Raw genomic sequence first — 23,678 nt, forward strand, 5'->3', positions numbered from 1 at the left:
GAAACCCGAACACAACAAGGAGTTACATCTTGACCACGCCCGAGCCCATCGACCTCGTCATCTTCTCGTCCAGCATCCTCCACGGTGAGGCGCTCACAGAGACCGCCGGTTTCGTCGCCATCTCAAATGGCCGCATTGCGCACGTCGGCCGCGCCGACGGCGAGCAGGCAGCCAACCCCACCGCCGAATGGACCGCACGGGCCAAACACGTGATCGACGTCGGCGACGCAACAATCTGCCCCGGCCTGATCGACGCCCACATCCACCCCATCCACGGGGCGGAAATCGCCCGTGGACTTGACCTGGGCGGGGTCACCGAGCTCGACGCCGTCCGCACCGCCCTTGCGCGGCACGCCGTGTCCAGGCCGCACGCCGTCGGCTCCGATTGGTTGTTCGCCTGGGGCCTCGACCCTGTCATCTTCGGGGACGCGGTCTTCGACAACTCCCTCTTCGACGGCATCCTCGACGACGAGCTCGTATTCATCACCCTGTTCGACGGCCACGCCTCACTCGTCTCCGACGCCGCCCTCAAGCTCGCCGGGGTCACCGGAACGGAAGAGCTTCCCAGCACCGGCTATGTCGGCGTCGACCAGCACGGCAAGCCCAACGGCATGCTCTACGAAATGGCCGCCCAGGACCTCGTCCGCGGCATCCTCCCCCAGCCCTCCTTCGATCAGCGGGTCGACGAACTCGGGGAACTCCTGCGCTCCATGGCCGAAGCCGGGCTGGTGGCCGGCCAGATGCTGGACTTCGGGGCCCCGGACACCCTGGAAGTGCTGGAGGCCCTCGAACGCAGAGGCGAGCTCGCCATCCGGCTGCGCATCTCCCCGTGGGTCATGCCCGGTGCCACCGAGGAGGACCTGAAGGCCATGCTGGCGATGCAGGGCCGGCACGGCAGGCGCTGGCACGTTCACGGCATCAAGCTCATGATGGATGGAACCATCGACAATGGCACGGCATGGCTCTTTGAACCCGACACCCACGGAGAATCACTCCACCCGCTCTGGCACGATCCTGAGGCCCTCGCCGCAGCCATGAAGTTCTTCCACGAACACCGGGTCCCCACCACCACGCACGCCATCGGCGACAAAGCGGTGTCCTTCGTCGCGCGGACCATCGGGACCCTTCCCAAGAACGGCACGGTACACCGGATCGAGCACATCGAGTCCATCCCGGATTCGGTCTTGGCGGAAATCATCAGCGCGGGGGCTGCAACGAGCCTGCAGCCGACGCATTGCGCCCTCTACAGCCGCGCCGACCACAGCGACAACTGGTCCCGCAGGCTTGGCAGCAAACGGGCCAACCACGCGTGGCGGACCCGCGATCTCCGCGACGCCGGAGCCATCGTCGCCCTCGGATCGGACTGGCCCATCGCTCCTTTCGACCCGCGGGCGATTATCGCCTCAGCCCAGACGCGCCGCCCGGCCGGCCGGCCCGACGTCGAGCCCGTCCAGCCCCGGCAGTCGCTGTCCGCGCGTGCCGCGCTCGAAGGCTACACGAGCCAATACTGGCGGTCGGTTGGCGAAGCAGGCGGAATCGTGGAGAGCGGAGCCCGCGCCGATCTGACGATTGTTGGACACAATCCTCTGACCACCGCGCCGGACGAATTCGCGCAGACCCCGGTGATCCTGACGGTTGTCGACGGAGAAATCGTTGTTGACAACTTTCAGGCCCTCGCGAAGGGCATCGCCGACCTCGGTGAGGAATCGTTCCAGCCTGCTTAGGCGAGGGCGCCTTCGAGTGCCTCGATGAGTTTTTCGGAATCGGGCTCGACGGCGGACGGGAAGCGGGCGAGCACCTCGCCTTCGCGGCTCACGAGGAACTTTTCGAAGTTCCACTTCACCTTCTGCGGTTTGGAGCCGTCGGCCGTCCGGGTCAGCTCGGCATACAGGGGGTGCTGCTGCTTGCCCCGGACCTTGGATTTGCTCGCGAGCGGGAACGAGACTCCGAAATTGCGCTGGCAGAAGTCCGCGATCTCGGCGTCGGACCCCTGTTCCTGGCCGGCGAACTGGTTGCACGGCACACCCAGAACCTCGAATCCACGGTCACGGTATTTGCCGTAGAGCTCCTCAAGTCCCGAGTACTGGCGCGTGAAACCACACTTCGAAGCCACATTGACGACCAGGACGGCTTTGCCCTCGAAACGCCCAAAGTCGGCCTGGGAGCCGTCGTTGAACGTCAGGGGGATGCTATAGAGCGGGGACATTGAATCGTTTCCTTACGACGGGGAACCTTGGCAAACTGCCGCATTCGAGTCTACGCGCGGCAGTGCCGTTGGGCGGGCGCCTGGAAAGCGATGACTTCTACGGCTGAGGGGCCGTAGGGGTGGTTTTGGTGGTCGCGGTAGCCGACGGCGTGGGGCTCGTGGGCGCCGACGGCGCGGGCTCGGTGGGTGCCGGCGTCGCCGGCGGGGGCGGGGCTGACTGGGTGTGCGTCACGGTCGGTACCGGAGCGGGGAGGCCCGACGTCGGCGCCACCGTGGGCGCTACGGTCACCACAGGCGGAGCTGTCGCTGTGGGCGTCGGTGTCACCACAGGCGCCTGCGTCCCGGTAGGAGCCTGCGTCGCGGTAGGGCTCGGGGTGCCGCTCGGTGTCTTGCTTGGTGTGGGGGTGGCACCCGGCGTCGCGGTCGGGGTGCCAGTCGGCGTCGCGCTCGGACTAGGCGTCGCGCTCGGACTAGGCGTCCCGGTCGGCGTGCCAGTCGGCGTCGCGGTCGGACTAGGCGTCCCGGTGGGTGACGCCGTCGGACTAGCGGTGGGTGACGCCGTCGGCGTTTGCGTGCCCGTAGCAGACGGGCTTGGAGGCACAACCTTCGCTTCCTGCACCCCGCCGGTCACGGCCTCTCCATTGGGCACGGCTCCCGGGTCGGTCGGCACGGCCCCGGGGATGGACCAGACAGACCCCGCCGAGGTCGCGGTGGCGGAACCTGGCTGGTAGCTGACCATCGGGATATCGCCGAGGGGATCCACCTGCTTGGTTGGCAGGAACGTCCAGTTCATCGGGTTGGTGTAGACGCCGTTGAGAATGGTCTCGAAGTGCAGGTGGCAACCAGTCGAGGAACCCGTGGTTCCCACTCTGGCAATGACCTCGCCCACCCGGACCGATTGCCCCTTGACGACGGCGATTCCCTGCAGGTGGTTGTACGTGGTGACGAGACCGTTGCCATGATCAATTTCCACGCGATTGCCGCCACCCCATGGATGCCAGCCCACGGCCCGGACAACCCCGGAGTCGGCTGCGTAGACGAGCGTGCCGCAAGCCGCGGCGAAATCCTGGCCCCAGTGGAACTCCCCCGGCAATCCCGTGAAAGGATCGATCCTCAGCCCGAAGGGAGAGCTCGGAAGCAGCATTTCGAGCGGCGCGTAGAGTTTCCCGGCGGGGGGCCGGTCGAGGGAACTCGAGGAGACGTTGAGAGTGCCGACGCCGTTCTTGTCGAGGGTTTGGACCGGGGAACGTTCAAAAGACACCGTGGCTTTGTCACCTGCCTGGACCGGGGCCGATGACGGGCTTTGAGGCACGGTCTCCTGCGCGCTGGACGTGGCACCATCCGTGGGCAGCATGCCGGGTTCAACCTGGCCCGTGGCCAAGGATCCGTCGCTTGCCGGACCGACGAGGCGCGGGCCCTGGAAACCAAAAGCGAGGATCACCACGACAGCCAGGAAGCAAGCCGAAAGGACCCGGCCAATTTTCCTTGTGAGCACCAGATCGACAATCCGGCCAGACTCATGATGCTTTCCCACAGCGGCTCCTGAGACAGGCGCTCATCCCCAGTACGGGCGCGCTTGTCCCATTGTGGCCGCTATGAAATCGAATGGGAACACTCGACTTCATACTTGGCCGGTCCGTGAAATACTCGCCGGACCGTGCCGGGCTACTCGCCGAGGTTCTCTTTCAGCAGCGCGCGGTGCTCGACGGCGGCATCCGAATGGAGCGCGCGGCCGGCGTCGGTCAGCTCGAGGTACAGCGAGCGGCGGTCATCCGTGCAGGTTACGCGGGAGACGAGTCCGGCTTTCTCCAAGCGGTCAACAACCTTGGAAACGGCGCTCTGGGTCATGGGAGTCCGCTCCCCGAGTGCCTTCATTCGGCAGGCGGAGTCAACGCTTTCAGCAACGAGATCGAGGATTTCGAATTCGTTCAGGCCGATGTCGAACTTCGCTTCGAGGGCGCGGTCGATGGCCGCCGCGGTGCGGAAGTACGAGTTCTGGATGCTGCGCCATTGCTCAACCAGCTGGCGATCCTGCGTTGTTGCCATGGCCCGATTCTAGTCGAAACCCCAAATAAAGTCCACGTCATAAGATTCCGAGTCATATTCCTTGTCATTGAATGACGTGTCATATAGATTGATGCCATGACTTCACCAAGCACCCTCACTAGATCTGCCGAGCAGCTCCATACAGCCGTCCGCTGGACCCGGGCCCAGTGGCTGCTGCTAATGGTGGTGTGCACCGTCCTGGCCCTCGACGGCCTGGACGTTTCCATGGTGGGCGTAGCCCTTCCCTCCATCGGCCACGAACTCCACCTCGGAACCGATTCCCTGCAGTGGATCGTTTCCGCCTACGTCCTGGGCTACGGGAGCCTGTTGCTCCTGGGCGGACGGCTCGCTGACCTGCTGGGCCGGCGTCGGATCTTCCTGATCGCCTTGACCGTGTTCGCCGCGGCATCCCTCCTCGGCGGGCTCGTGAACGATCCCACCCTCTTGATCGCCACCCGCTTCGTCAAAGGCCTGGCTGCGGCGTTCACTGCCCCTACCGGGTTCTCCATCATCACCACCAACTTCGCCGAAGGCCGCGAGCGCAACAAGGCCCTGTCCATCTTCACCACTTTCGGCGCGAGCGGCTTTTCGCTCGGGCTGGTGGTTGGCGGGCTCATGACCAGCTTGAGCTGGCGCTGGACCTTCCTGGTGTCGGTACCGATCGCAGTCGCCGTCGTGCTTCTTGGCATGCTGTTCATTCCCCGGGACAAGCCGTCCACGGAAGAGAGCGGCCATGATGTCTGGGGCGCAGTCACCCTCGCGCTCGGCATGCTTGGCCTCGTGTACACCTTGGTGTCAGCTCCGGAGAAGGGCTGGGGGTCTGTGGCAACAATCGCCGGATTCGCTATCTCTGCCGCCGTGCTGGCAACCTTCGCCGTCATCGAAAACCGCGTAAAGCACCCGCTCATCCGCTTCGGCATCCTTCGTGAAGGCTGGGTGGCCCGTGCCAACCTGAGTGCGGTAGGACTATTCGGTTCCTATCTGAGCTTCCAGTTCATCCTCACGATGTACTTGCAGTCGGTGCTCGGCTGGTCCCCCTTGGGCATGGCTCTTGCCTTGCTTCCCACGGGGCTCCTGGTGGCAACTAGCGCCCCCTTCGCGGACAGGTTCATTGAGAAATTCGGGGCCCCGAAGCTCATCCTCACTGGCCTGACCGCCATGGGACTTGGCTACGTCTTGTTCCTCCGCGTTGGAACCTCACCCAACTATGTCCTGGACATCCTGCCCTCGGTCATCCTGCTGGGCATCGGTTTCGCTTTGGCTTTTCCGTCCATCAACGTGCAAGCCACCGCTGGCATCCGGGATTCGGAGCAGGGGCTGGCGGCCGGACTCATCCAGACCAGCACGCAGGTCGGCGCAGCCCTTGTCCTTGCGGTGACCACTGCGATCGTCAGCGGGCATGGCGGGGCCGACGGCACAAGCGGCACGCTCAGCGCCGCGGCCATGCTCGATCAGTACCGTCCCGGTTTGGTCCTGAGCGCTGCCGTGGCAATCGCGGCCCTGCTGGTGGCAGCGTCACCGGCGCGCCGCCGTCGGGCACTTGCGGAGCAACCCGCAGCCTAAGCGGATTCGCGCAAAGGTGCCGGCCCGCCGTTTCCACAGCGGGCCGGCACCTTTGCGTAAACAAGACGGCACCTTGCGCCAACAGAATGCTGCGCAACAATGGACCATGGTCAACTTCCTGAAGAAGTGGCAAGCGGAGCTGCGGACGACTTTTACTGGTCACCCGCAGTCCACGCCTGACTGGGTGCTGCGGCTTGCGGAGGGAAACGACCCCGGATACCACCTTCCCGGATCGGCCGTCTGGGCTGTCCACGGGTCCATGTCCACGATCGTCGCGGGAATCCGGGTGCTGCTCATGCAGTCCCTGCACCCCGGCGCCTTGGCGGGCGTGTATGACCATTCAGGCTTCAAAAGGGATCCCCTCGGCCGGCTGGCAAATACCATACGTTGGATATTCACCGTGAGCTACGGCTCCATGGACGCAGCCCACACGGCAACCCATTTCGTGCGGCGGGTCCATGATTCCGTCAAAGGCAGCTACGTTGACGCCCAGGGGCAGACCCGCGAGTATTCAGCCAACGATCCCGAGCTTCTCCGCTGGGTCCACGTTGCGTACGCGGATTCCTTCGTGGCGGCGCACCGGATCTGGGGAGGTGCCATCCCCGGGGGCACCGATGCCTACATCCGCGAGTGGGCCCAGGCCGGCCGCCTGATGGGAGTCGAGGACCCTCCCCTGAGCCTCGCGGAAGTGACGGCGGAAATGGACCGCTGGTACACCTCCGGCCATCTTCGCGCGGACGAGCGGCTCAGGGAAACCATCGAATTCATCCGATATCCCCCGTTGAAAGCGTCACTGCAACCCGGTTACCGGATTTTGTTCGCCGCGGCCGTGGCCAGCCTGGAACCCCGGTATCGGGAACTGTTGGGGCTGGAAAAGGCCCGTTTTGGCCCCATCCCGCTACCGTCGATTTTCGCCGCGCGGGTGGTCCTCGCCGTCGTGCGCCTGACTTTGGGCCGCAGCGGCCCCAGCGAGCAGGCCGCCCGTCAGCGGTTACGGCGCTTGGGGTACGAGGCATAGACGCAAAGAAGCCCGGCGGAACGGCTTGTGGCCGTCCGCCGGGCTTCTATGACGAATCGCTAGATCAGCTCGTCCGACAGGTGGTTCGGAGTGCCGAAGCGGTGCGCCGTGATGCTGATGGCCTGCTCGTGCAGGAACGGCAGCATCTCGATGCGTCCGGCCGGGGTCACCGCGCCGTGGTAGATCGCGACGTCGGGACGACCGCCGGTCGCTGCGCTCAGCGCGCTGCTGTCCCCGCCGATCAGGCGGATGCGGCCACCGTTGATGCCTGCCGCGGAAGCCAGCCATTCGGCGTCGTTCTGGATGCGGGTGCTTACGCCGAGCCCCGCGAACGCTGCCACAACTGCTTCGGGAAGCTCGACGGCGGAGGACACCGTGAGTGCCGAACCCGCCACTGCCCCGGCTGCTGCGACGCGAAGCAAGTCCACGAGCTTCCCGCCCTCGGACAAGCGGATGGTCACGGGGACGGCCCGGTACCGGAAGACGTTGCGCTCGGCGCTCAGGCCGGAGACGTCCTTGCGGGTGCCGAATTCCGTGGCCCATGCCGCGGCGTCGCTAAAGAGCGCCTTCTGCAGGGCCTCCGCGTCGCCGGCCTCAACAAGCGGGCCTGCGGCCTTGGCAGCGGCAAGGATCGAAGCTGCCGCGCCCTTGAGCGTGGCACCGCGCTTCGCGCCGGGTTCGGCGGGGAGCCAGCTGCCCAGTCCGACCAGGTAGTTTGGTCCGCCGGCCTTGGTGCCCGCGCCAACGGCGGACTTCTTCCAGCCGCCGAACGGCTGCCGCTGGACGATGGCGCCCGTGATGCCGCGGTTCACGTAGAGGTTGCCGGCCTGGATGGTGTCCAGCCAGACGCCCATTTCATCGGAATCGAGCGAGTGCAACCCCGCGGTGAGGCCATATTCGATCTCATTCTGGATGGCGATGGCTTCTTCCAAAGTGGACGCCGTCATGACGCCGAGGACCGGGCCGAAGAACTCGGTCAGGTGGAAGTAGGAGCCGCGCTTGACGCCGAACCGGATGCCCGGGGACCACAGACGGCCGGTCTCGTCGAGCTTCTCCGGCTTCACGGCCCAGGTCTCGCCGTCGCCGAGGGTGGTCAGCGCGTTGAGGAGCTTGCCGTTGGCCGCCTCGATGATCGGTCCCATCTGGGTGGTGGCCTGTTCCGGGTAGCCCACCTTGAGCGAGCGGGCTGCATCCACGAGTTGGTTGTGGAAGCGCTCGGAGGTGGCAACGGAACCTACCAGGATCACGAGCGAAGCGGCGGAGCACTTCTGCCCGGCGTGCCCGAAAGCCGAGTACACGACGTCCTTGGCGGCGAGATCGAGGTCCGCGTGCGGGGTGACGATGATGGCGTTCTTGCCGGAGGTCTCCGCGAGCAGCGGGAGGTCCTGCCGGAAGGAGCGGAAAAGCTCAGCGGTCTCGTAACCGCCCGTGAGGATCACGCGGTCAACGCTGGGGTGCGAGACCAGCTGGGTGCCCAGCTCGCGTTCTTCGAGCTGCACGAGCGCCAGCACTTCGCGCGGCACACCGGCCTCCCACAGCGCGTCCACCATGACGGAACCGGAGCGGCGGGCCTGCTTTGCGGGTTTGATTACGACGGCGGATCCCGCCGCGAGTGCCGCGAGCGTCGAGCCGGCGGGAATCGCCACCGGGAAGTTCCAGGGCGGGGTCACGACGGTGAGGTTCGCTGGGACGAACGTGGCGCCGTCGACCGTTTCCAGGTCCTTGGCGCGCTCGGCGTAGTAGTGCGCGAAGTCGATTGCTTCGCTGACTTCGGGGTCGCCCTGTTCGATCGTCTTGCCGGTCTCGGAGGCCATGACCTCAAGTAGCTCGGCGCGGCGGGATTCCAGGATGTCGCCCGCGCGGTGCAGGATGGCTGCGCGCTCGGTAGCCGGCATGGCGCCCCATTTTTCGCCAGCCTCGACGGCGGCGGCGATGATGCGTTCCAGTTCCTGGGCGTCCCTGACCTTGCTGGCTTCAACGATCGCGTTACCGGCGGTGGATCCCGGAATGCGCTCCAGGATGGCGCGGCCCCAGGCCCGGTTGGCTGGCAGGGCAGGATCGGTGTCCGGAGTGTTGGCGAAACCATCTTTTGGCGCCGAGACGGCGGGCTCGTTGCGGTCCTGCGTGCGGTTGGGGGCCGGAACGGCGTCGTCCAGCTCCGCGAGGGAGGCGAGGAAACGCTGCTTCTCGCGTTCGAACAGCGATCTGCTTTCTGGGGAGTTCCCCCCAAGTTCGAACACCGCGGACATGAAGTTGTCCTGGCTGGCGCCTTCTTCGAGGCGGCGGATCAGGTAGGCGATGGCGACGTCGAACTCGCCCGGGTGCACTACCGGTGTGTACAACAGGAGGCTGCCGACGTCCTTGCGGACGGCCGTGGCCTGGCCCGTGGCCATGCCGAGGAGCATCTCGAACTCAATGCCCTTCGTAACGCCCCGCTCCTTGGCCAGCAGCCAGGCAAACGCCACGTCGAAGAGGTTGTGGCCTGCGACGCCGATCCGGACCGCATCGATGCGCTCGGTGGTGAGGGCGTAGTTGAGGACGCGCTTGTAGTTGGTGTCCGAATCCTGCTTGGTGCCCCACGTTGCGAGCGGCCAGCCCTGGATGGAGGCCTGGACCTGTTCCATGGGCAGGTTGGCGCCCTTGACGACGCGCACCTTGATGGGAGCGCCGCCGTTTGCCCGGCGGACGGCAGCCCATTCCTGCAGTTCCTGCATGGCCGAGAGCGCATCCGGGAGGTAGGCCTGAAGCACGATGCCGGCCTCGAGGTTCTTGAATTCGGGCTTGTCCAGGATCCGGGTGAACACGGCCATGGTCAGGCTGAGGTCCTTGTATTCCTCCATGTCCAGATTGATGAACTTGGGCTTGGGGAACGATGCAGCCAGCTTGTAGAGCGGGGTGAGCTTCTCCACCACGTGATCCACTGCTTCGTCGAAGGCCCACAGCGAGTGCGGGGCCGCCGTGGAGGACTCCTTGATGGAGACGTAGTCGACGTCGTCACGAGCCAGGAGCTTGAGGGTTCCCTCGAGCCTGCGGCTGGCTTCGCGTTCGCCCAGGACGGCCTCTCCCAGCAGGTTCACGTTCAGGTGGACGCCGTTCTGCTTGATCTTGGCGATGGCCGGACCGAGCTTGGCGTCCGTGGCGTCCACGATCAGGTGGCCCACCATGTCACGGAGGACTTTGCGGGCGATCGGGATGACCACTTGCGGCAGGACCGGAGCCATGACGCCGCCGGTGCGTACGGCAGCGCGCATGTACCAGGGCAGGAAGGCAGGGACCTTCGGGGCAAGCCTGGCCAGGTTGCGGCCGGCAACGGACAGGTCCTCGGGGCGGATGACGCCGTCGACGAATCCCACCGTGAAGTCGAGGCCATTCGGATCCTTGAGTACGCCGGCGAGGCGCTGTGCGGAAACGTCAACGGGCACCTTCGAGGCTTCGGTGAGCCAGTGTCGAACCAGCTGGATGGCCTCGTGGGCCAACTCCTGGAGGTGTCCCGATTCCGGGGTGGATTGTGTCCTGGCGTCGATGCTCGAATCCCGGGTTGGTGTGCTCATGCGCTTCGTTCCTTTTGGTGCGGAGAGTGCTTTGTTTCCATCAGTATGGATCTACAATCAGATTAGGAAAAGCGATCTTTTCTGAAGAATATTCATTAGATTTCTCGACCCTTCTGGAGAGCCGAATGTTGGACGTCCGCAGGCTGCGCTTGCTGCACGAATTGAAGATCCGCGGAACGCTCGCAGAAGTGGCTGACGCGATGAAGTACAGCCCGTCGTCGGTGTCCCAGCAGCTGACCTTGCTGGAGAAGGAAGCCGGCGTGAAACTGCTTCGGAAATCGGGAAGACGCGTGCAGCTCACGCCGCAGGCAGAGATCCTGGTGGAACATACGGCGGCCTTGCTGGCCACACTGGAGCGGGCCGAGACGGACTTGGCGGCATCGCTTTCCACGGTCACGGGCACGGTCCGGCTGGCCGTGTTCCAAACCGCCGCTTTGGCTCTCATGCCGGACTTCCTCACCATCATGAAGAGCGAGTATCCCGAAGTGCGCGTCGAGATGATCCAACGCGAACCGGAGACTGCGCTCTATGAAACGTGGGCCCGCGACTTCGACATTGTGGTGGCCGAGCAATACCCGGGACACGCAGCCCCGCACCACCCCGGCCTGGACAGGGCCACGCTGACCAGCGACGCCATCAGGCTGGCCACTCCCCCAATTGGCCTCGGCGGCGAATCGATTTCCTCGCTCGCGGACACGGCTACGCTGCCATGGGTCATGGAACCGCGCGGTGCGGCGTCCCGCCACTGGGCAGAGCAAGCATGCCGCTCCGCCGGTTTCGAGCCCGACGTCCGCTACGAAACCGCCGACCTCCAAGCACAAATCCGGCTCATCGAGTCCGGCAATGCCGTGGCCCTCATGCCGGACCTCGTCTGGACGGGACGGACCACGCCAGTGCAGCTACTGGACCTCCCCGGATTGCCCAAGCGGACAGTCTTCACCTCGACGCGTACCGCAGGCCGGATCCACCCGGCAATCTTGGCGTGCCGGGAGGTGCTGGAACGGGTGGCTGCGGAACGGGTTTAGGGCGGGGGGCGAGCGGCCGAAACCGAGGCTTTGGCGGGCCAACCCGGCGCTTGTTTCTCACCCGGGAGCAACAGGAGCCGGTCCTGAAAACAATCCTCGGTTTCAGCAACGCAGCTTGAGGGGAATCCGGGACCTTTTGCGTTCCCGGGTTTTAGGAGCCCGGGAACGCAAAAGGCCCCGGTCCAAGAACCGGGGCCAAAACGCGGAGAATGGGGGATTTGAACCCCCGAGGGCGTTAACCCAACACGCGTTCCAGGCGTGCGCCATAGGCCGCTAGGCGAATTCTCCATGCTTCTGAATCAAAAGCAGACTCCACTGTACCCGAGAATTTCGGCATCGCCCAATCGGGACTTTCATGGTGCCGAGCTTGCGCTTCGTGTGCTTAAACGTAAAAATGGACGCCCCCAATGCGTCCATTCCTCCGGCACTCCGTTGAGCTGCTGGGTCCAGCCCCTGAAACCAGGCCCTGCAGCTCACAATCTTGAGATTGCCCCAATCGGTGTACATACCCATAGTCCGCTCCGTTCAGCGGTTTGGCAATGGAGATCAGGAACCATCCTCTGACCTGTTTTTAAGCGAACGCTGGGAGGATGGTGCCATGAGCCAATTGCACGCCCTCGTTGTCTACGTTCCGGCATCGCATAGCGAGAGCTTGCTGGCTGCGATCGGCAATGCCGGGGCCGGCCGAATCGGCGACTATTCGCATTGCTCCTTCACAACCCCCGGCACAGGACGTTTCACTCCATTACCGGGGGCACAACCATTCATCGGAGCCGTGGGGCAAGGCGAAACGGTGCCGGAAATCCGGGTTGAGTGCGTAGTTGAGGCGGACATGCTCGACGCCGTAGTTCAGGCCCTGCGCTCAGCCCACCCTTATGAGGAGCCTGCATTCATGACGTGGCAAGTGAACGGTTGGCACTAGCCCACACACTGGACATGCCCTCCCCCGCAACTGGACATGCCCTCCCCAACCCTCGAGCACTGGACATAATCCCAATATGTCCAGTCCTTGGCTCTCACAGGGGGCATGTCCGCTGGAACCGCCAAGCACCGAGGGGACATGTCCATTTCTTGGCTCTCACAAGGCACATGTCCGCAAATTCGGAGGGCTCGATAACTTCGGGTAAGCTTGTCGACGGCCCCTCATGTGGCGTCATCCTGTTGAACTCCCCCAGGACCGGAAGGTAGCAAGGGTAGATGGGCTCTGGCGGGTGCATGAGGGGTCTCTTATTTAAATGTCAGTCCCTATAGGTAGGTTTTCCCTGTGACTGTTACTACTGCTCTTTACCGCAGATATCGCCCCGATTCTTTCGCGGACGTTATCGGGCAGGAACACGTCACGGAGCCGCTCATGACGGCCCTGCGCAAAAACCGGGTCAACCACGCCTACCTCTTTTCCGGCCCACGCGGCTGCGGAAAAACCACGTCCGCCCGCATCCTTGCCCGCTGCCTTAATTGCGCCGAAGGCCCCACGGACACTCCATGCGGAAAATGCAACAGCTGCGTTGAGCTGGCCCGCGGCGGCTCCGGCTCCCTCGACGTCATCGAGATCGACGCCGCCAGCCACGGTGGCGTGGATGACGCCCGCGATCTCCGCGAACGCGCCACCTTCGCCCCGGTCCGGGACCGCTACAAGATCTTCATCATTGACGAAGCCCACATGGTCACCTCTGCCGGCTTCAATGCGCTGCTGAAAATCGTCGAAGAGCCGCCGGAACACATCAAATTCATCTTCGCCACCACTGAGCCGGACAAGGTCATCGGCACCATCCGCTCCCGGACGCACCACTATCCCTTCCGACTGGTGCCGCCCGAGCCCCTGATGCAGTACCTCGAGCTTCTCTGCCAACAGGAGAACGTGCCCGTAGCTCCTGGCGTGCTCTCCCTCGTCATCCGGGCCGGCGGTGGTTCGGTGCGCGATTCCCTCTCCGTGCTGGACCAGCTCATGGCCGGCGCCGGACCCAATGGCCTGGACTATGAACTCGCTGTCGCGCTGCTCGGATACACCCATGCTTCATTGCTCGACGACGTCGTGGAGGCAATCGCCGCGTCCGATTCCGCCACCGTTTTCCGTGCCGTGGACCGCGTCATCCAAACCGGTCACGATCCCCGGCGCTTCGTCGAGGACCTGCTGGAGCGGTTCCGCGACCTCATCATCGTCCAAGCCATGCCGGAAAGCGCCCAGGCCATCCTCCGCGGCATGCCGGCGGACCAGATCGCCCGCATGCGTAGCCAGGCCAACAACCTCGGTGCCGCTGAGCTCTCCCGTGCCGCTGATGTCACCAACACCGCGCTCACTGAAATGACGGGCGCCACCTCGCCCCGGCTGCATCTCGAACTGCTCTGCGCCCGGATCCTGCTGCCCAGTTCCGAGCAGACCGAACGCGGGATCGCGGCCCGGATCGACCGCGTCGAACGCCGCCTCAACTACGGCGGCGCACTCCCTCCCGCGGAAGCTGCTTCGGCTCCTTCCACTTCCGCCGCGCCAACTTCCCGGCCAGCGGATCAACCTGTGGAACGCCCGACGGCGGCCGCCGGTACCGTTCCCGCCTCACCAAGCCTCGGCTCACCCGCGCCCCAGGCAGCCACATCCGGGGCCGCCGAGGTCGCTCAGGCTCCGGCTTCCGGCCCTCCGCCTGTTTCAGGGGAACCGTCCAGGGAACAACTGACACCGCCCCGGGTTTCCACCACTGACTGGCCCGTGGATGAAACCAGGCAACAGGCCAGCCGCACCGCTCCCGAACCAGCCGCTCAACCACCCGCTCATACTCCTGGGACGCAGCCTGTTGCCCACGCGCCGGCGGCGCAACCAGCCACCGATCAGGAACGCGCCCAAGCCGGAGCGGCACCAGCCCAAGCACCCACGCCCGCGCCAACCCAAACGACCGCGCCAACCCAGGCGCCAGCGCCCGCACAACCACCAGCACCCTCACAGACCTCTCGCCCGGCCACCGGTGGCGCAGATGTCGAGGTGATCCGGCGGGCTTGGCCCGAGATCCTCCAGACGCTGACCAAGATCAAGCGCAGCAGCTGGGCGCTGGTGGGAGCAAACGCGCAGGTGGCGCAGTTCGACGGCCAACTTCTGACTCTGGCGTTCAGCACTGACGGCCTTGCGAGCGCCTTCAGCCGCGCAGACCATGCCGAGAACCTACGCCAGGCCATCCACAAGACAATCGGCATCGACTGCCAGATCACTTCGGTCGTTGGCGGCAACAGCTCAGGTAGCTCTGAACCAAACCCAAAAGCACCGACTGACCCGGCGCCCCCTGTAGGGGGTGGGCCCTCTCCAGCTGTGTCGTCCGCTGTGGATAGCGCATGGGGACTTGCCCCTGCGCCACAAATCCCTGCTGCCCCGGAAGCAGACAAAGCTGACCCGGCACCAACACCAACGGCTCAACCAGCATCTACGGCTCAACCAGCATCTACATTAAAACCAGTGGCACCGACAACGTCGGGGCAGGTTTCTTCGGCGCCTGGCGAGGCGTCCGGACAGATACCCGGGTCCCAGGCGGCCCCGGCCTCCGAGGCCGCTCCGACCCAACCCGTTACCGCTGCACAGGCTCCGGCCTCAGCAGCTGCCCCGGCATCGTCCGCCGCAGCAGCCGTGTCGACCGCAACGGCACCGACGGACCCGACCGCGGACTACTCGTATTCAGACGATGATTGGGGTCCCCCGCGGGACGAGGACGCTCCCCCGCTGGACGAAGAACCGCCCATGGATTGGGAGCCGTCGGCGTCCCCGGGCTTCACCGCCATGCCCGCAGCCAGCTCTACCCCCAAGAGCAGGCGCTCCACCCAAGCACCTTCGGAGACGAAGTCCGCGGCCTCGGAAGATCCATGGTCCAGGGCTGTCGAGCAGGCGCCGGGCTCGTGGGTGGTCGGCACCGAGTCCAACGTTGGTTCCGCGGCTTCGGTCTCGGCCGTCCCTGACGGCGAGGCGCCTTCATCCGCGCCGTCGACGCCCAGTCCCCTCTACGAACCTGCCGCCGCGCAGATTCCAAACCAGCCGCAGGCTTCGGCAGCGGCCACAGCACCAGCCGCCGACTGGTCAACGACTTGGTCGGCGCCCCAGCCCACGGCCTCCGGCGCGGGCACATCACGAGGCAGTACACCTCCAGCGGGCACATCGCCGGCCGGCACGTCACCGGCAGCAGCGACGCCCGGAGGCGAAACCGCGTATTCGGCCGTAGCACTCGCGCAACCCACTCCGCCAGCCTCTGCCCAAGCGGCCCCGGCCCCTGCGGCAGCGCCGGCGCCCTCGGGAACCGGGAAGCAGAGCCTCTACCAACGGCTTTCGAACAGCCCGGAAGCCATGGCCGGCCGGGAGAAAGCACCGGCACGGACCGCCGTCGCGCCCGGCAGCGTGGTGGAAGACATCCCGAGTGCCGACGACGAAACTATCGAGGAGTCGGGAGTCTTTGGACGGGCCGCCGTCGAGCGTATTCTGGGCGGGAAGCTACTGGAAGAACGGTCGCTGGACGGCATGCGCCGCTAACATCCGGGCTCCGTAACAACACCCCGCACGGCCCGCACGGGGTTCGGCGGGGAACCTCATGGAACCCTGCTTGCGAGCCCGCCGGCGCCCGCAAATGGTGCCACCAAACCGCGACGCGGCCGAACAGCAGCGGCGTCCACACCAAACGAACGAGGACATTGTGTACGAAGGCGCAGTACAAGAGCTGATCGACGAACTCGGCCGGCTCCCCGGCGTCGGGCCGAAGTCGGCGCAGCGCCTGGCCTTCCACATCCTCGAGGCCGATCCCGAGGACATGAAGCGGCTGGTCGCGGCCATCACCACCGTCAAAGAACGGGTGAAGTTCTGCACTGTCTGCGGCAATGTCACCGAGCAGGAGCTGTGCAACATCTGCCGCGATCCGCGGCGCGACCCCTCCGTGATCTGCGTGGTCGAGGAATCCAAGGATGTCCTGGCTGTGGAACGCACGCGGTCCTTCCGCGGCCGTTACCACGTCCTCGGCGGCGCGATCAATCCGATCGCCGGCATCGGGCCCGAGCAGCTCCGTATCCGCGAACTCCTCACCCGGCTCAACGACGGCGCCATCCAGGAAATCATCATCGCGACCGACCCCAACCTTGAAGGCGAAGCGACGGCCACCTACCTGGCCCGCATGCTGAAGTCGATCGGCATCACCGTCACCAGGCTTGCTTCCGGCCTCCCGGTGGGCGGAGACCTGGAGTACGCGGACGAAGTTACCCTCGGAAGGGCCTTCGAGGGGCGCCGCAACGCCCTCATGTAGGCAGCGCGCTGCCCAGAACACCCCGACGCCGTTGCGGACCCCTTAGCAACCCGCCCGGCTTACGCGATCCGCGTGCCGCTGGCCAGCCGGCTTGCAGGCGTCCGCAGCGAACGCCAGCCGAGCCACATGAGCAGCCCCGTCAGGAGCAGTTGCAGGCCGAGTCCCAGCGGCCACAAGGGCGTCGTCTGCTGGAGGTACTGCGGCTGCGGCACGCCGTTGGCGCAAAGGTAGGTGTGGTCCGGGCCGGCGAGCGCGGACCTGGCACCCTGGCTGATGCCTTCGATCATGCCGACTGTGTAGAACCCGGTCCCGCTCCGGTCCGGATACGGAATCGCGTCTGCCACAACCACGTAGGGATTCAACGCGAGCATCCAAGCGACGCGTTCGGTCCGTACGGCAGGGTGCTCCACTAAAGGCCCCTCGCAGGTGTAGCCCGGCTGAGCTGGTTCAATCGGCTGCCCTTGTTGATTCGGCTGCACCGGCGCATACAGCACGGAACGGCTAGCGGGAGAGTTGGCCAGCACCGTCCCTTGCGCCAGTTGCGCACCCAATGCGAAGGAAATCAACGATCCGACCACCAATGCGGCAACTACCAAATAGGTCACCACGATCGAGAACAAGGGCCGCCCGGCAAGCGCCGAAATCCCCACTCCGATCCCGCAGACAACTGCCAGTTCCACGGCCAGCATCAGCAAGGAAACCACGACGTGCCCCGGGGTCAGCCCGCCTTGGAACATACCGAACACAAGGAATGGGGAACTTGTCGCCAGGAAGGCGAGCGCCGCGAGCCACCCCGCGCAGAACTTGCCCCAGAGAATCTGGCCCGGAGTCAGCAAAGTGATCTGCAGGATGGCTAGTGTGCCTCCTGCCCGGTCTCCGTTGATGGCATTGGCGGACAGTGCGGGTGCCACAAGCAGGGCAAACAGGAGCACGAAAGCCAGCACGACCTCGAAGATCATCGACCCGGCCCCGTCCTGCTGCGATAGCGCCGACGGAGGCATTGTGGAACGACGCGCTTCCATGCTGGCGTTCCAGGCGAGCCAGGTCAGCCACGTCACTACCGCGATCACAAAGAACCAGATGCCCAACATGATGTACCAGCCGCGGGAGCGCAACCGTTGTTTCATCTCGAGGACCACGACGTCGCGAATCCCGCCAAGATAGCCGACGACGGCGTTCCCGCCTCCCGTTGTTCCCTGCGGTCCCGCTGGGCCTGGGACGGTTTCAGTCACGTTGCTCATCGCCTCTCCGTATCCAGGTTCATGTACGTCTCTTCCAGGGCACCCGCAGCCGGGGCGAAGGAAACCACTCCGATGCCGGACCGGACGAGTTCGCCTAAGAGGGCGGCAGCGCCGTCGTCGTGCGTTAACAGCAAGGTGACCGCCGTCCGGCGGCCCGCCTCTACACGGTATTCCAGCCCGAGTTCGCTGAGCTTTGCTGTGAGGGCCTCGTTGTCGAGGGCTGTGATCGCGTAGCGCCGGCCCTGCAGGGCCGCCTCCTCGAGGGTCTGCTGTTTCACTGTGCGGCCTTGGCTGACGAACACCGCTCCGTCCGCGATTTCATCGAGCTCACTGAGCACGTGGGAGGAAACCACCACGGCTTTCCCTTCCGCGGCCAGGCTGCGCAGGAGGTTTCGGAGTTCCACCCGGGATCCCGGGTCGAGGCCGGACGCAGGCTCGTCGAGCAGAAGCACGGAGGGGTCGTGGATGAGGGCCCTGGCCAGGCTGAGCCGTTGTTGCTGGCCCCTGGAAAGGACCCGGGCCGGCTGGTCGGCAAGTGTGTCCAGCCGGACAAGTTCGAGCAACTCGGCAACACGCTGGGCAATACCGGCCTTGGGCAGACGGTAGAAGCGCGCCATCTGGACCAGGATTTCGCGCGCGGTCAAGGACTCCCAGACCCCCAGGGTGTCCGGCATCCAGCCGATCCGAAGCCGCGCGGCCGCGCTGTCGTGCAGAGGATCGAGGCCGTTGACCCGGATGGTCCCGGAGTCGGGCCGCAGAAGCGAAGCAAGCATGAGAAGGAGCGTCGTTTTGCCTGCCCCGTTGGGCCCAATGAGTGCCGTGACCTTCCCGGCCGGCGCGTTGAAATCGATGTGCTCCACCGCGTGGACCGTACCGAAGCGGCGTGAGACGCCTTCCGCGGATACCCCGAGGGTGCCACTGCCCGGGACGCTTGAACTTTCAGCTATGGACATGCCCTACTCACCTGTTTCCCCCAAACAGAACAAGTACGCTTCAAATCCCGTGAGCCCACATGCCCGCGGGCTGCGTATTTCTTGATCGTACGCCACGCCGAAACCACCCGGCAGGCACCCAAAGGCCGAGATTTGGTCACAATTCCCCCGCCCGCCGCGCCCGGCGATAAACTGGCCACATAAGCCACGTCGCCGTGCCGGTACCTGGCCACGCAACGTATGATCCCCAATTGATGCAGTGAGGGTGCGCGCATGAGTTTGCCCACTACCGATGTGAAAACCGAAGACCTGACCGCGCAGACTGCCAAGACCAAGCAGCTGATCGTGCAGAAGTTCGGTGGCTCCTCGGTGTCCGATGCAGAAGGCATCAAGCGTGTTGCCCGCCGCGTGGTTGACGCACAAAAGGCCGGCAACGAGGTTGTCGTGGTGGTTTCCGCCATGGGAGACACCACCGACGAGCTCCTGGATCTCGCCGCCCAAGTCACCGATTCTGCTCCCGCGCGTGAGATGGACATGCTCCTCTCCGCAGGCGAGCGCATCTCCATGGCCCTGCTCGCCATGGCCATCAACAAGTTCGGTGCCTCCGCCCAGTCGTTCACTGGCTCGCAGGCCGGCATGATCACGGACGGCATCCACGGCAAGGCCCGCATTATCGACGTCGACCCCCACCGCATCCGTACTGCATTGGACAAGGGGCACGTCGCTATCGTGGCCGGCTTCCAGGGCATGACCCGGAGCACCCGGGAGATCACCACCCTTGGCCGCGGCGGATCCGATACCACTGCGGTGGCCCTCGCCGCCGCGCTCGAAGCGGACGTCTGCGAAATCTACACGGACGTCGACGGCATCTACACGGCCGACCCGCGCGTGGTCTCCACCGCCACGAAGATCGACCGTATCTCCAGCGAGGAAATGCTGGAATTGGCAGCTTCCGGCGCCAAGATCCTGCACTTGCGTTGCGTGGAATACGCCCGTCGATTCGGCGTGCCCCTGCACGTCCGGTCCTCATTCAGCCAAAACGAAGGCACCTGGGTCCTGCCCAGCGCCGATGACAAGATCACGATTCAAGAGGGAGTTGCCTTGGAGCAGCCAATCATCTCCGGTGTTGCACACGACCGTTCAGAAGCCAAGGTCACCGTGGTAGGCGTCCCGGACATTCCCGGCAAGGCCGCCGCAATTTTCCAGGTCATCGCCAAGGCGCACTCGAACATCGACATGATCGTTCAGAACGTTTCCACGCACGGAACCGGCCGCACGGATATTTCCTTCACCCTGCCCATCGTGGAAGGCGCCGACGCCCTCACCGCCCTCCGTGCGGCGCAGCCTGAAATCGGCTTCGAAAGCATCGAATACAACGAGAACGTCGGCAAGCTTTCCCTGATCGGTGCCGGCATGCGTTCGCACCCGGGCGTCTCCGCCACCTTCTTCAAGGCGCTCTCCGACGCCGGCATCAACATCAACATGATTTCCACCTCGGAGATCCGCATCTCCGTGGTCACGCACGCCGATCTGCTGGATGACGCTGTGCGCGCCATCCACAAGGCGTTCGAGCTCGACGGCGAAGCCGAGGCAACCGTCTATGGCGGCACCGGCCGCTAGCCGACCTCCCGGACGGGAACGCTAGCCGGGCACCCGCCGTCGGGCACCCGCCGTCGGGATCTGAAGTACTTAAACGTGAAAGAACCGGAGCAAACGCTCCGGTTCTTTTGCTTTCCTGCGGCCTTGGAGCCGCAGAGCGGCTTCAGGCGCTTTCCTTGCGGATTCCGTAGTGGTGGCCCTGGTCGTCTGTTTCGACGACGAAATGCCCCAGGTCTTCTTCCGACGCCGTCTCGAAGTCGTCATGCTTGTGGACTACGGGCGTATCAATGTCGCCCCGGGTTGCCGGGCCGAACCAGAAACGCAGTCGATCTGTGACCTTCATAAAGGTATCGAGTGCATGTCCCACAATTCCCACCTCCTTCCCCGCTGCGAGGTCCAGCCATGCGGTTGGAGCTGAGTGGTTCCAGTGAGGCCAATTTTACGCCCGGAACCCGCAAAAGGCCCGGGTCGGCGTCGATCGCTAAGAGGCAGGAGCCTTTAGCGAAGGGACTTGTCGTCCGGGTTCTTGGGGACCACGTAGGTGCTGCCATCCGGCCGGCGGATCGTCTCCCACTGCTGCGCTTCGGCCTGGCGCCGCGCGAGGAGGCGCTTGTTCTCCTCGGTCATTTCATGATCCAGGGAACTGCTGTGCGCCGGACCGAAAACTATCCGCAGCTTGCCGGTTGCACGCATGAATCTCTGGGTCATGGTCTCTTTGGCCACCTGGTCTACCCTCTCTCAAAAGGATGCTGTGGTTTAATAGTACACTAACAATTAGTGCACTAACTATCGACCGGCACAAACCAGTCGCCGACACGGAACGGAGCAAGCCATGACTGCCGCAAGCACACCCATTGCCGCCGAAACCACCGCCCGGCCGGAAGACGACCTTTTGCTTGAGCGTCAATTGTGCTTCGCCCTGACGGTGGCGTCGCGGAGCGTGGTGGGCGTCTACAAGCCGGTGCTAGAAAAGATGGGGCTGACCCATCCGCAGTACCTCGTGATGCTCGCCTTGTGGGAACGCAGCCCGCGCACGCTCAAGGACATCAGCGAGACACTCCTGCACGAGCCAGCTACCCTTTCACCCATCTTGCGCCGGCTCGAAGAAGCGGGATTCGTGACCCGCAACCGCATCCACGGAAACGAACGGTCCCTCGCCATTACCTTGACCGAAGCCGGCGCCGCCCTCAGGCAACAGGCGACGTCCGTGCCGGGAACCATCATGGAGCGGCTCCAACTCAGCCGGGCCGAAGTTGCGGAACTTCACCGGGCGATGACCGGGCTCATCGCGGCCACTCAACACCCGACTGCCGGTACGGGCGATAAACTGGCATAAATCAAGGAGAACCCCCATGCGCCTGCGAATAGTCCAGTCTGTGCTGGCCGTCGTCGCCGTCGCTGGTCTTGCCGCCTGCACGCCCGGCCCCGGGGGCGGTTCGCCCAGCAGTTCGGCGCCTGGCAGCAGCACGTCGTCCTCGCCGTCGAGCAGTCCCACCGGGCTTTTGCCTGACGAAACAGCGTCTCCCAGCGGCAAACCGACTCCTTCGTTCTCCCCCACCGCGCCCAGCTCCCCCGGCCGCGGAGATGCCGAGCTTTCCATCATCGTCAAGCTCTCCCCCACGGCAGCCCCTGAGAGCTACACGCTCGTCTGCACCGGCGGCGTCCCCGCTGCGGAAAGCCACCACCCCACCGCAGCCGCAGCGTGCGCAGCCCTGAAAAAGAACCCGGCCCTGCTTACGCGCACGCCCCGCCCCAGCGAGCAGATGTGCGACCAGCGTTACGGCGGGCCCCAAACGGCAATAGTCACCGGGGCCGTTGATGGCGTGGGCGTCGAGTCCTCCTACAAACTCACCGACGGCTGCGAAATCTCCGCCTGGGCCGCCGTCGCCGACATCCTTGGTTCGAGCGGTGCCGGAGCTTAACTACAGGCACCTCCCGCAAGAGAAATGGCTCGCGCTGGAGGCTGCCCACCACGAACGAGTCGGGCACTATGCCAAGCCGTACTTGGCCCGGCGCTCCGCAGGCCAGAAGCACCCCGTGGAAGATTTCCTCTTCACCTACTACACCCAGAAGCCCGGCCAGCTGCTGCGCTGGCACCCGGGCGACGGCGTCGTCCTCTCCGGCCCCAAAGCGGCGGAGAGGACCGGGTGGAAGTACTACAAAGCGCTCGACGACGGCGCGTTGGCGGCCGCGGGCCTGCCCGCCGGTACCGTCGCGGTCAGCTTCGATCGCCGCAAGTTCGCGGCCGACCGCACCGAGGCCGTCCGCTTCGCCGGCATCATCCTCGCGGGAACCGTTGCGCGGCCCGCCCAGTTTGGTTGCTTCGGACTGCACGAGTGGGCCATGGTCTACCGCCAGGACAAGTTCGATCTTCGCCACGAGTACCTCAAGCTGCGGCTAGGCTCCCGAGGCACAGACACCGTGGTGGAAGACAACCGGATCCGCTGCTCGCACTTCGACGCCTTCCGTTTCTACACTCCGGACGCCATCCCGCTCAACGAGCTCGCGCCTACGCGGGACAACCAGCGCACCATGGAGCAACCCGGGTGCCTGCACGCCAACATGGACCTCTACAAATGGGCGTACAAACTGACGCCGGCCCTGCCGAGCGAGCTGGTGATGGACTGCTTCGAACTGTCCTGGCGGATCCGGGCCATGGACATGCAGGCCTCGCCCTACGACCTTGAAGAGTGGGGATATCCGGCCATCAGGATCGAGACGCCGCAAGGCAAGGCCGAGTACGTTGAGTATCAGAGGGCATTCGCTGCCGAGGCCCAAGCGCTACGTGCGCGGGTCCTCGACGAAGTGAAGCCGCTCCTGGAGATCCTGGCACAAACACCGTCTCACGAAGGACAGCGATGACTTCAAGCAATGGAAAGTACGACGTCGAACTCACCATCACGCTGACAGAGGCACCAGGCGCCGTGGACTACGAGTTCGTCTTGCTCGGCTCGGGCGGCGAAGTCTCCGAAGGCTCAACCCTTCCGGACCCCCGCGCGGCGCTTGCCGCCGTCGAGCAATTCGGCGAAGAGATCTTCTTTCCGGTTCCCCGGCCGGACCGCATTTGCACCCAGCAATACGGCGGTCCACAAGTGGCTTTGGTGACGGGCCGGTTCCGCGGTCGCGAAGTCAGCAGCCGCTTCAGCCGGACGGACGGCTGCGAGATCGCCCGTTGGCGAACCATGGCCGCACTCCTCGGCGGCGTGGCAGGTTCCACGGGAAACATCTAGCCCAACGCTCGC

General features: G+C 64.9%; 20 protein-coding genes, 1 tRNA gene and 1 other RNA gene. 13 read left to right on the forward strand and 9 right to left on the reverse strand.

Features of this window, described 5'->3' with window-relative positions; translation table 11 throughout:
* Nucleotides 1–29: 29 nt before the first annotated feature.
* Nucleotides 30–1,724 (forward strand): amidohydrolase, encoded by a 1,695-nt coding sequence (locus QRN59_RS07195; protein WP_284981830.1) that lies wholly within the window; start codon nt 30–32, stop codon nt 1,722–1,724.
* On the opposite strand, the gene QRN59_RS07200 is transcribed toward QRN59_RS07195, so the two are convergent.
* From QRN59_RS07200 to QRN59_RS07210, 3 genes are all read right to left on the reverse strand, one after another.
* On the reverse strand, nt 1,721–2,206 hold the full coding sequence (locus QRN59_RS07200; protein WP_284981831.1) for a glutathione peroxidase: 486 nt from the start codon (nt 2,204–2,206) through the stop codon (nt 1,721–1,723). The genes QRN59_RS07195 and QRN59_RS07200 overlap by 4 nt on opposite strands.
* A gap of 97 nt (nt 2,207–2,303) precedes the next feature.
* Nucleotides 2,304–3,740: a M23 family metallopeptidase gene (locus QRN59_RS07205; RefSeq protein ID WP_284981832.1), complete on the reverse strand. Its 1,437-nt coding sequence runs from the start codon at nt 3,738–3,740 to the stop codon at nt 2,304–2,306.
* Nucleotides 3,741–3,871: 131 nt separating this feature from the next.
* Entirely contained in the window at nt 3,872–4,252 is a 381-nt protein-coding gene (locus tag QRN59_RS07210; RefSeq protein WP_234752616.1) for a MarR family winged helix-turn-helix transcriptional regulator, read from the reverse strand.
* 96 nt (nt 4,253–4,348) lie between these two features.
* Here QRN59_RS07210 and QRN59_RS07215 point away from each other — a divergent pair, with 96 nt between their 5' ends.
* Nucleotides 4,349–5,815: an MFS transporter gene (locus QRN59_RS07215; RefSeq protein ID WP_284981833.1), complete on the forward strand. Its 1,467-nt coding sequence runs from the start codon at nt 4,349–4,351 to the stop codon at nt 5,813–5,815.
* 106 nt (nt 5,816–5,921) lie between these two features.
* Nucleotides 5,922–6,833, forward strand: coding sequence for an oxygenase MpaB family protein (locus QRN59_RS07220; protein ID WP_284981834.1), 912 nt, complete (start codon nt 5,922–5,924; stop codon nt 6,831–6,833).
* A 59-nt stretch (nt 6,834–6,892) separates the two neighbouring features.
* On the opposite strand, the gene QRN59_RS07225 is transcribed toward QRN59_RS07220, so the two are convergent.
* The gene (locus QRN59_RS07225) at nt 6,893–10,384 is read right to left on the reverse strand and encodes a proline dehydrogenase family protein (protein ID WP_284981835.1); all 3,492 of its coding nucleotides are present in this window, start codon (nt 10,382–10,384) and stop codon (nt 6,893–6,895) included.
* A gap of 125 nt (nt 10,385–10,509) precedes the next feature.
* Here QRN59_RS07225 and QRN59_RS07230 point away from each other — a divergent pair, with 125 nt between their 5' ends.
* Nucleotides 10,510–11,409, forward strand: coding sequence for a LysR substrate-binding domain-containing protein (locus tag QRN59_RS07230; RefSeq protein ID WP_284981836.1), 900 nt, complete (start codon nt 10,510–10,512; stop codon nt 11,407–11,409).
* Nucleotides 11,410–11,612: 203 nt separating this feature from the next.
* Here QRN59_RS07230 and QRN59_RS07235 read toward each other — a convergent pair.
* A tRNA-Ser gene (locus QRN59_RS07235) sits at nt 11,613–11,697 on the reverse strand.
* Between the two features lie 310 nt (nt 11,698–12,007).
* Here QRN59_RS07235 and QRN59_RS07240 point away from each other — a divergent pair.
* The 4 genes from QRN59_RS07240 (at nt 12,008) to recR (ending at nt 16,664) form a co-directional block, all read left to right on the forward strand.
* On the forward strand, nt 12,008–12,331 hold the full coding sequence (locus QRN59_RS07240; RefSeq protein ID WP_284981837.1) for a YqfO family protein: 324 nt from the start codon (nt 12,008–12,010) through the stop codon (nt 12,329–12,331).
* Between the two features lie 212 nt (nt 12,332–12,543).
* Nucleotides 12,544–12,640, forward strand: an RNA gene (ffs, locus tag QRN59_RS07245) — signal recognition particle sRNA small type.
* Between the two features lie 33 nt (nt 12,641–12,673).
* Nucleotides 12,674–15,904: a DNA polymerase III subunit gamma and tau gene (locus tag QRN59_RS07250; RefSeq protein WP_284981838.1), complete on the forward strand. Its 3,231-nt coding sequence runs from the start codon at nt 12,674–12,676 to the stop codon at nt 15,902–15,904.
* Nucleotides 15,905–16,064: 160 nt separating this feature from the next.
* Entirely contained in the window at nt 16,065–16,664 is a 600-nt protein-coding gene (gene recR, locus QRN59_RS07255) for a recombination mediator RecR (RefSeq protein ID WP_028265726.1), read from the forward strand.
* 59 nt (nt 16,665–16,723) lie between these two features.
* Here recR and QRN59_RS07260 read toward each other — a convergent pair whose 3' ends face one another.
* Nucleotides 16,724–17,905 carry an ABC transporter permease gene (locus tag QRN59_RS07260; protein ID WP_284981839.1) on the reverse strand — a complete coding sequence of 394 codons (1,182 nt, stop codon included), beginning with the start codon at nt 17,903–17,905 and terminating at the stop codon, nt 16,724–16,726.
* Nucleotides 17,902–18,858 carry an ABC transporter ATP-binding protein gene (locus QRN59_RS07265; RefSeq protein WP_284981840.1) on the reverse strand — a complete coding sequence of 319 codons (957 nt, stop codon included), beginning with the start codon at nt 18,856–18,858 and terminating at the stop codon, nt 17,902–17,904. The genes QRN59_RS07260 and QRN59_RS07265 overlap by 4 nt, the downstream gene beginning before the upstream one ends.
* A 252-nt stretch (nt 18,859–19,110) precedes the next feature.
* On the opposite strand from QRN59_RS07265, the gene QRN59_RS07270 reads away from it, so the two are divergent.
* Nucleotides 19,111–20,457: an aspartate kinase gene (locus QRN59_RS07270; protein WP_284981841.1), complete on the forward strand. Its 1,347-nt coding sequence runs from the start codon at nt 19,111–19,113 to the stop codon at nt 20,455–20,457.
* Between the two features lie 142 nt (nt 20,458–20,599).
* Here the strand turns inward: QRN59_RS07270 and QRN59_RS07275 are convergent, their stop codons facing one another.
* Nucleotides 20,600–20,779: a hypothetical protein gene (locus tag QRN59_RS07275; protein WP_284981842.1), complete on the reverse strand. Its 180-nt coding sequence runs from the start codon at nt 20,777–20,779 to the stop codon at nt 20,600–20,602.
* A 155-nt stretch (nt 20,780–20,934) separates the two neighbouring features.
* On the reverse strand, nt 20,935–21,144 hold the full coding sequence (locus tag QRN59_RS07280) for a hypothetical protein (RefSeq protein WP_284981843.1): 210 nt from the start codon (nt 21,142–21,144) through the stop codon (nt 20,935–20,937).
* A gap of 124 nt (nt 21,145–21,268) precedes the next feature.
* Here QRN59_RS07280 and QRN59_RS07285 point away from each other — a divergent pair, with 124 nt between their 5' ends.
* From QRN59_RS07285 to QRN59_RS07300, 4 genes are read left to right on the forward strand one after another with little or no spacing between them, the layout of a single operon-like run.
* Nucleotides 21,269–21,772: a MarR family winged helix-turn-helix transcriptional regulator gene (locus QRN59_RS07285; protein ID WP_284981844.1), complete on the forward strand. Its 504-nt coding sequence runs from the start codon at nt 21,269–21,271 to the stop codon at nt 21,770–21,772.
* Between the two features lie 16 nt (nt 21,773–21,788).
* Nucleotides 21,789–22,358, forward strand: a complete 570-nt coding sequence (locus QRN59_RS07290) for an SSI family serine proteinase inhibitor (RefSeq protein WP_284981845.1) — start codon at nt 21,789–21,791, stop codon at nt 22,356–22,358.
* Nucleotides 22,255–23,298 carry a 3-methyladenine DNA glycosylase gene (locus tag QRN59_RS07295; RefSeq protein ID WP_502871036.1) on the forward strand — a complete coding sequence of 348 codons (1,044 nt, stop codon included), beginning with the start codon at nt 22,255–22,257 and terminating at the stop codon, nt 23,296–23,298. Before QRN59_RS07290 ends, QRN59_RS07295 begins: the two co-directional genes overlap by 104 nt.
* Nucleotides 23,295–23,666 carry a serine protease inhibitor gene (locus QRN59_RS07300; protein WP_284981847.1) on the forward strand — a complete coding sequence of 124 codons (372 nt, stop codon included), beginning with the start codon at nt 23,295–23,297 and terminating at the stop codon, nt 23,664–23,666. Before QRN59_RS07295 ends, QRN59_RS07300 begins: the two co-directional genes overlap by 4 nt.
* Nucleotides 23,667–23,678 lie beyond the last annotated feature (12 nt).

It is taken from the genome of Arthrobacter sp. efr-133-TYG-118 (assembly GCF_030209755.1).
Taxonomy (GTDB): Bacteria; Actinomycetota; Actinomycetes; order Actinomycetales; family Micrococcaceae; genus Arthrobacter.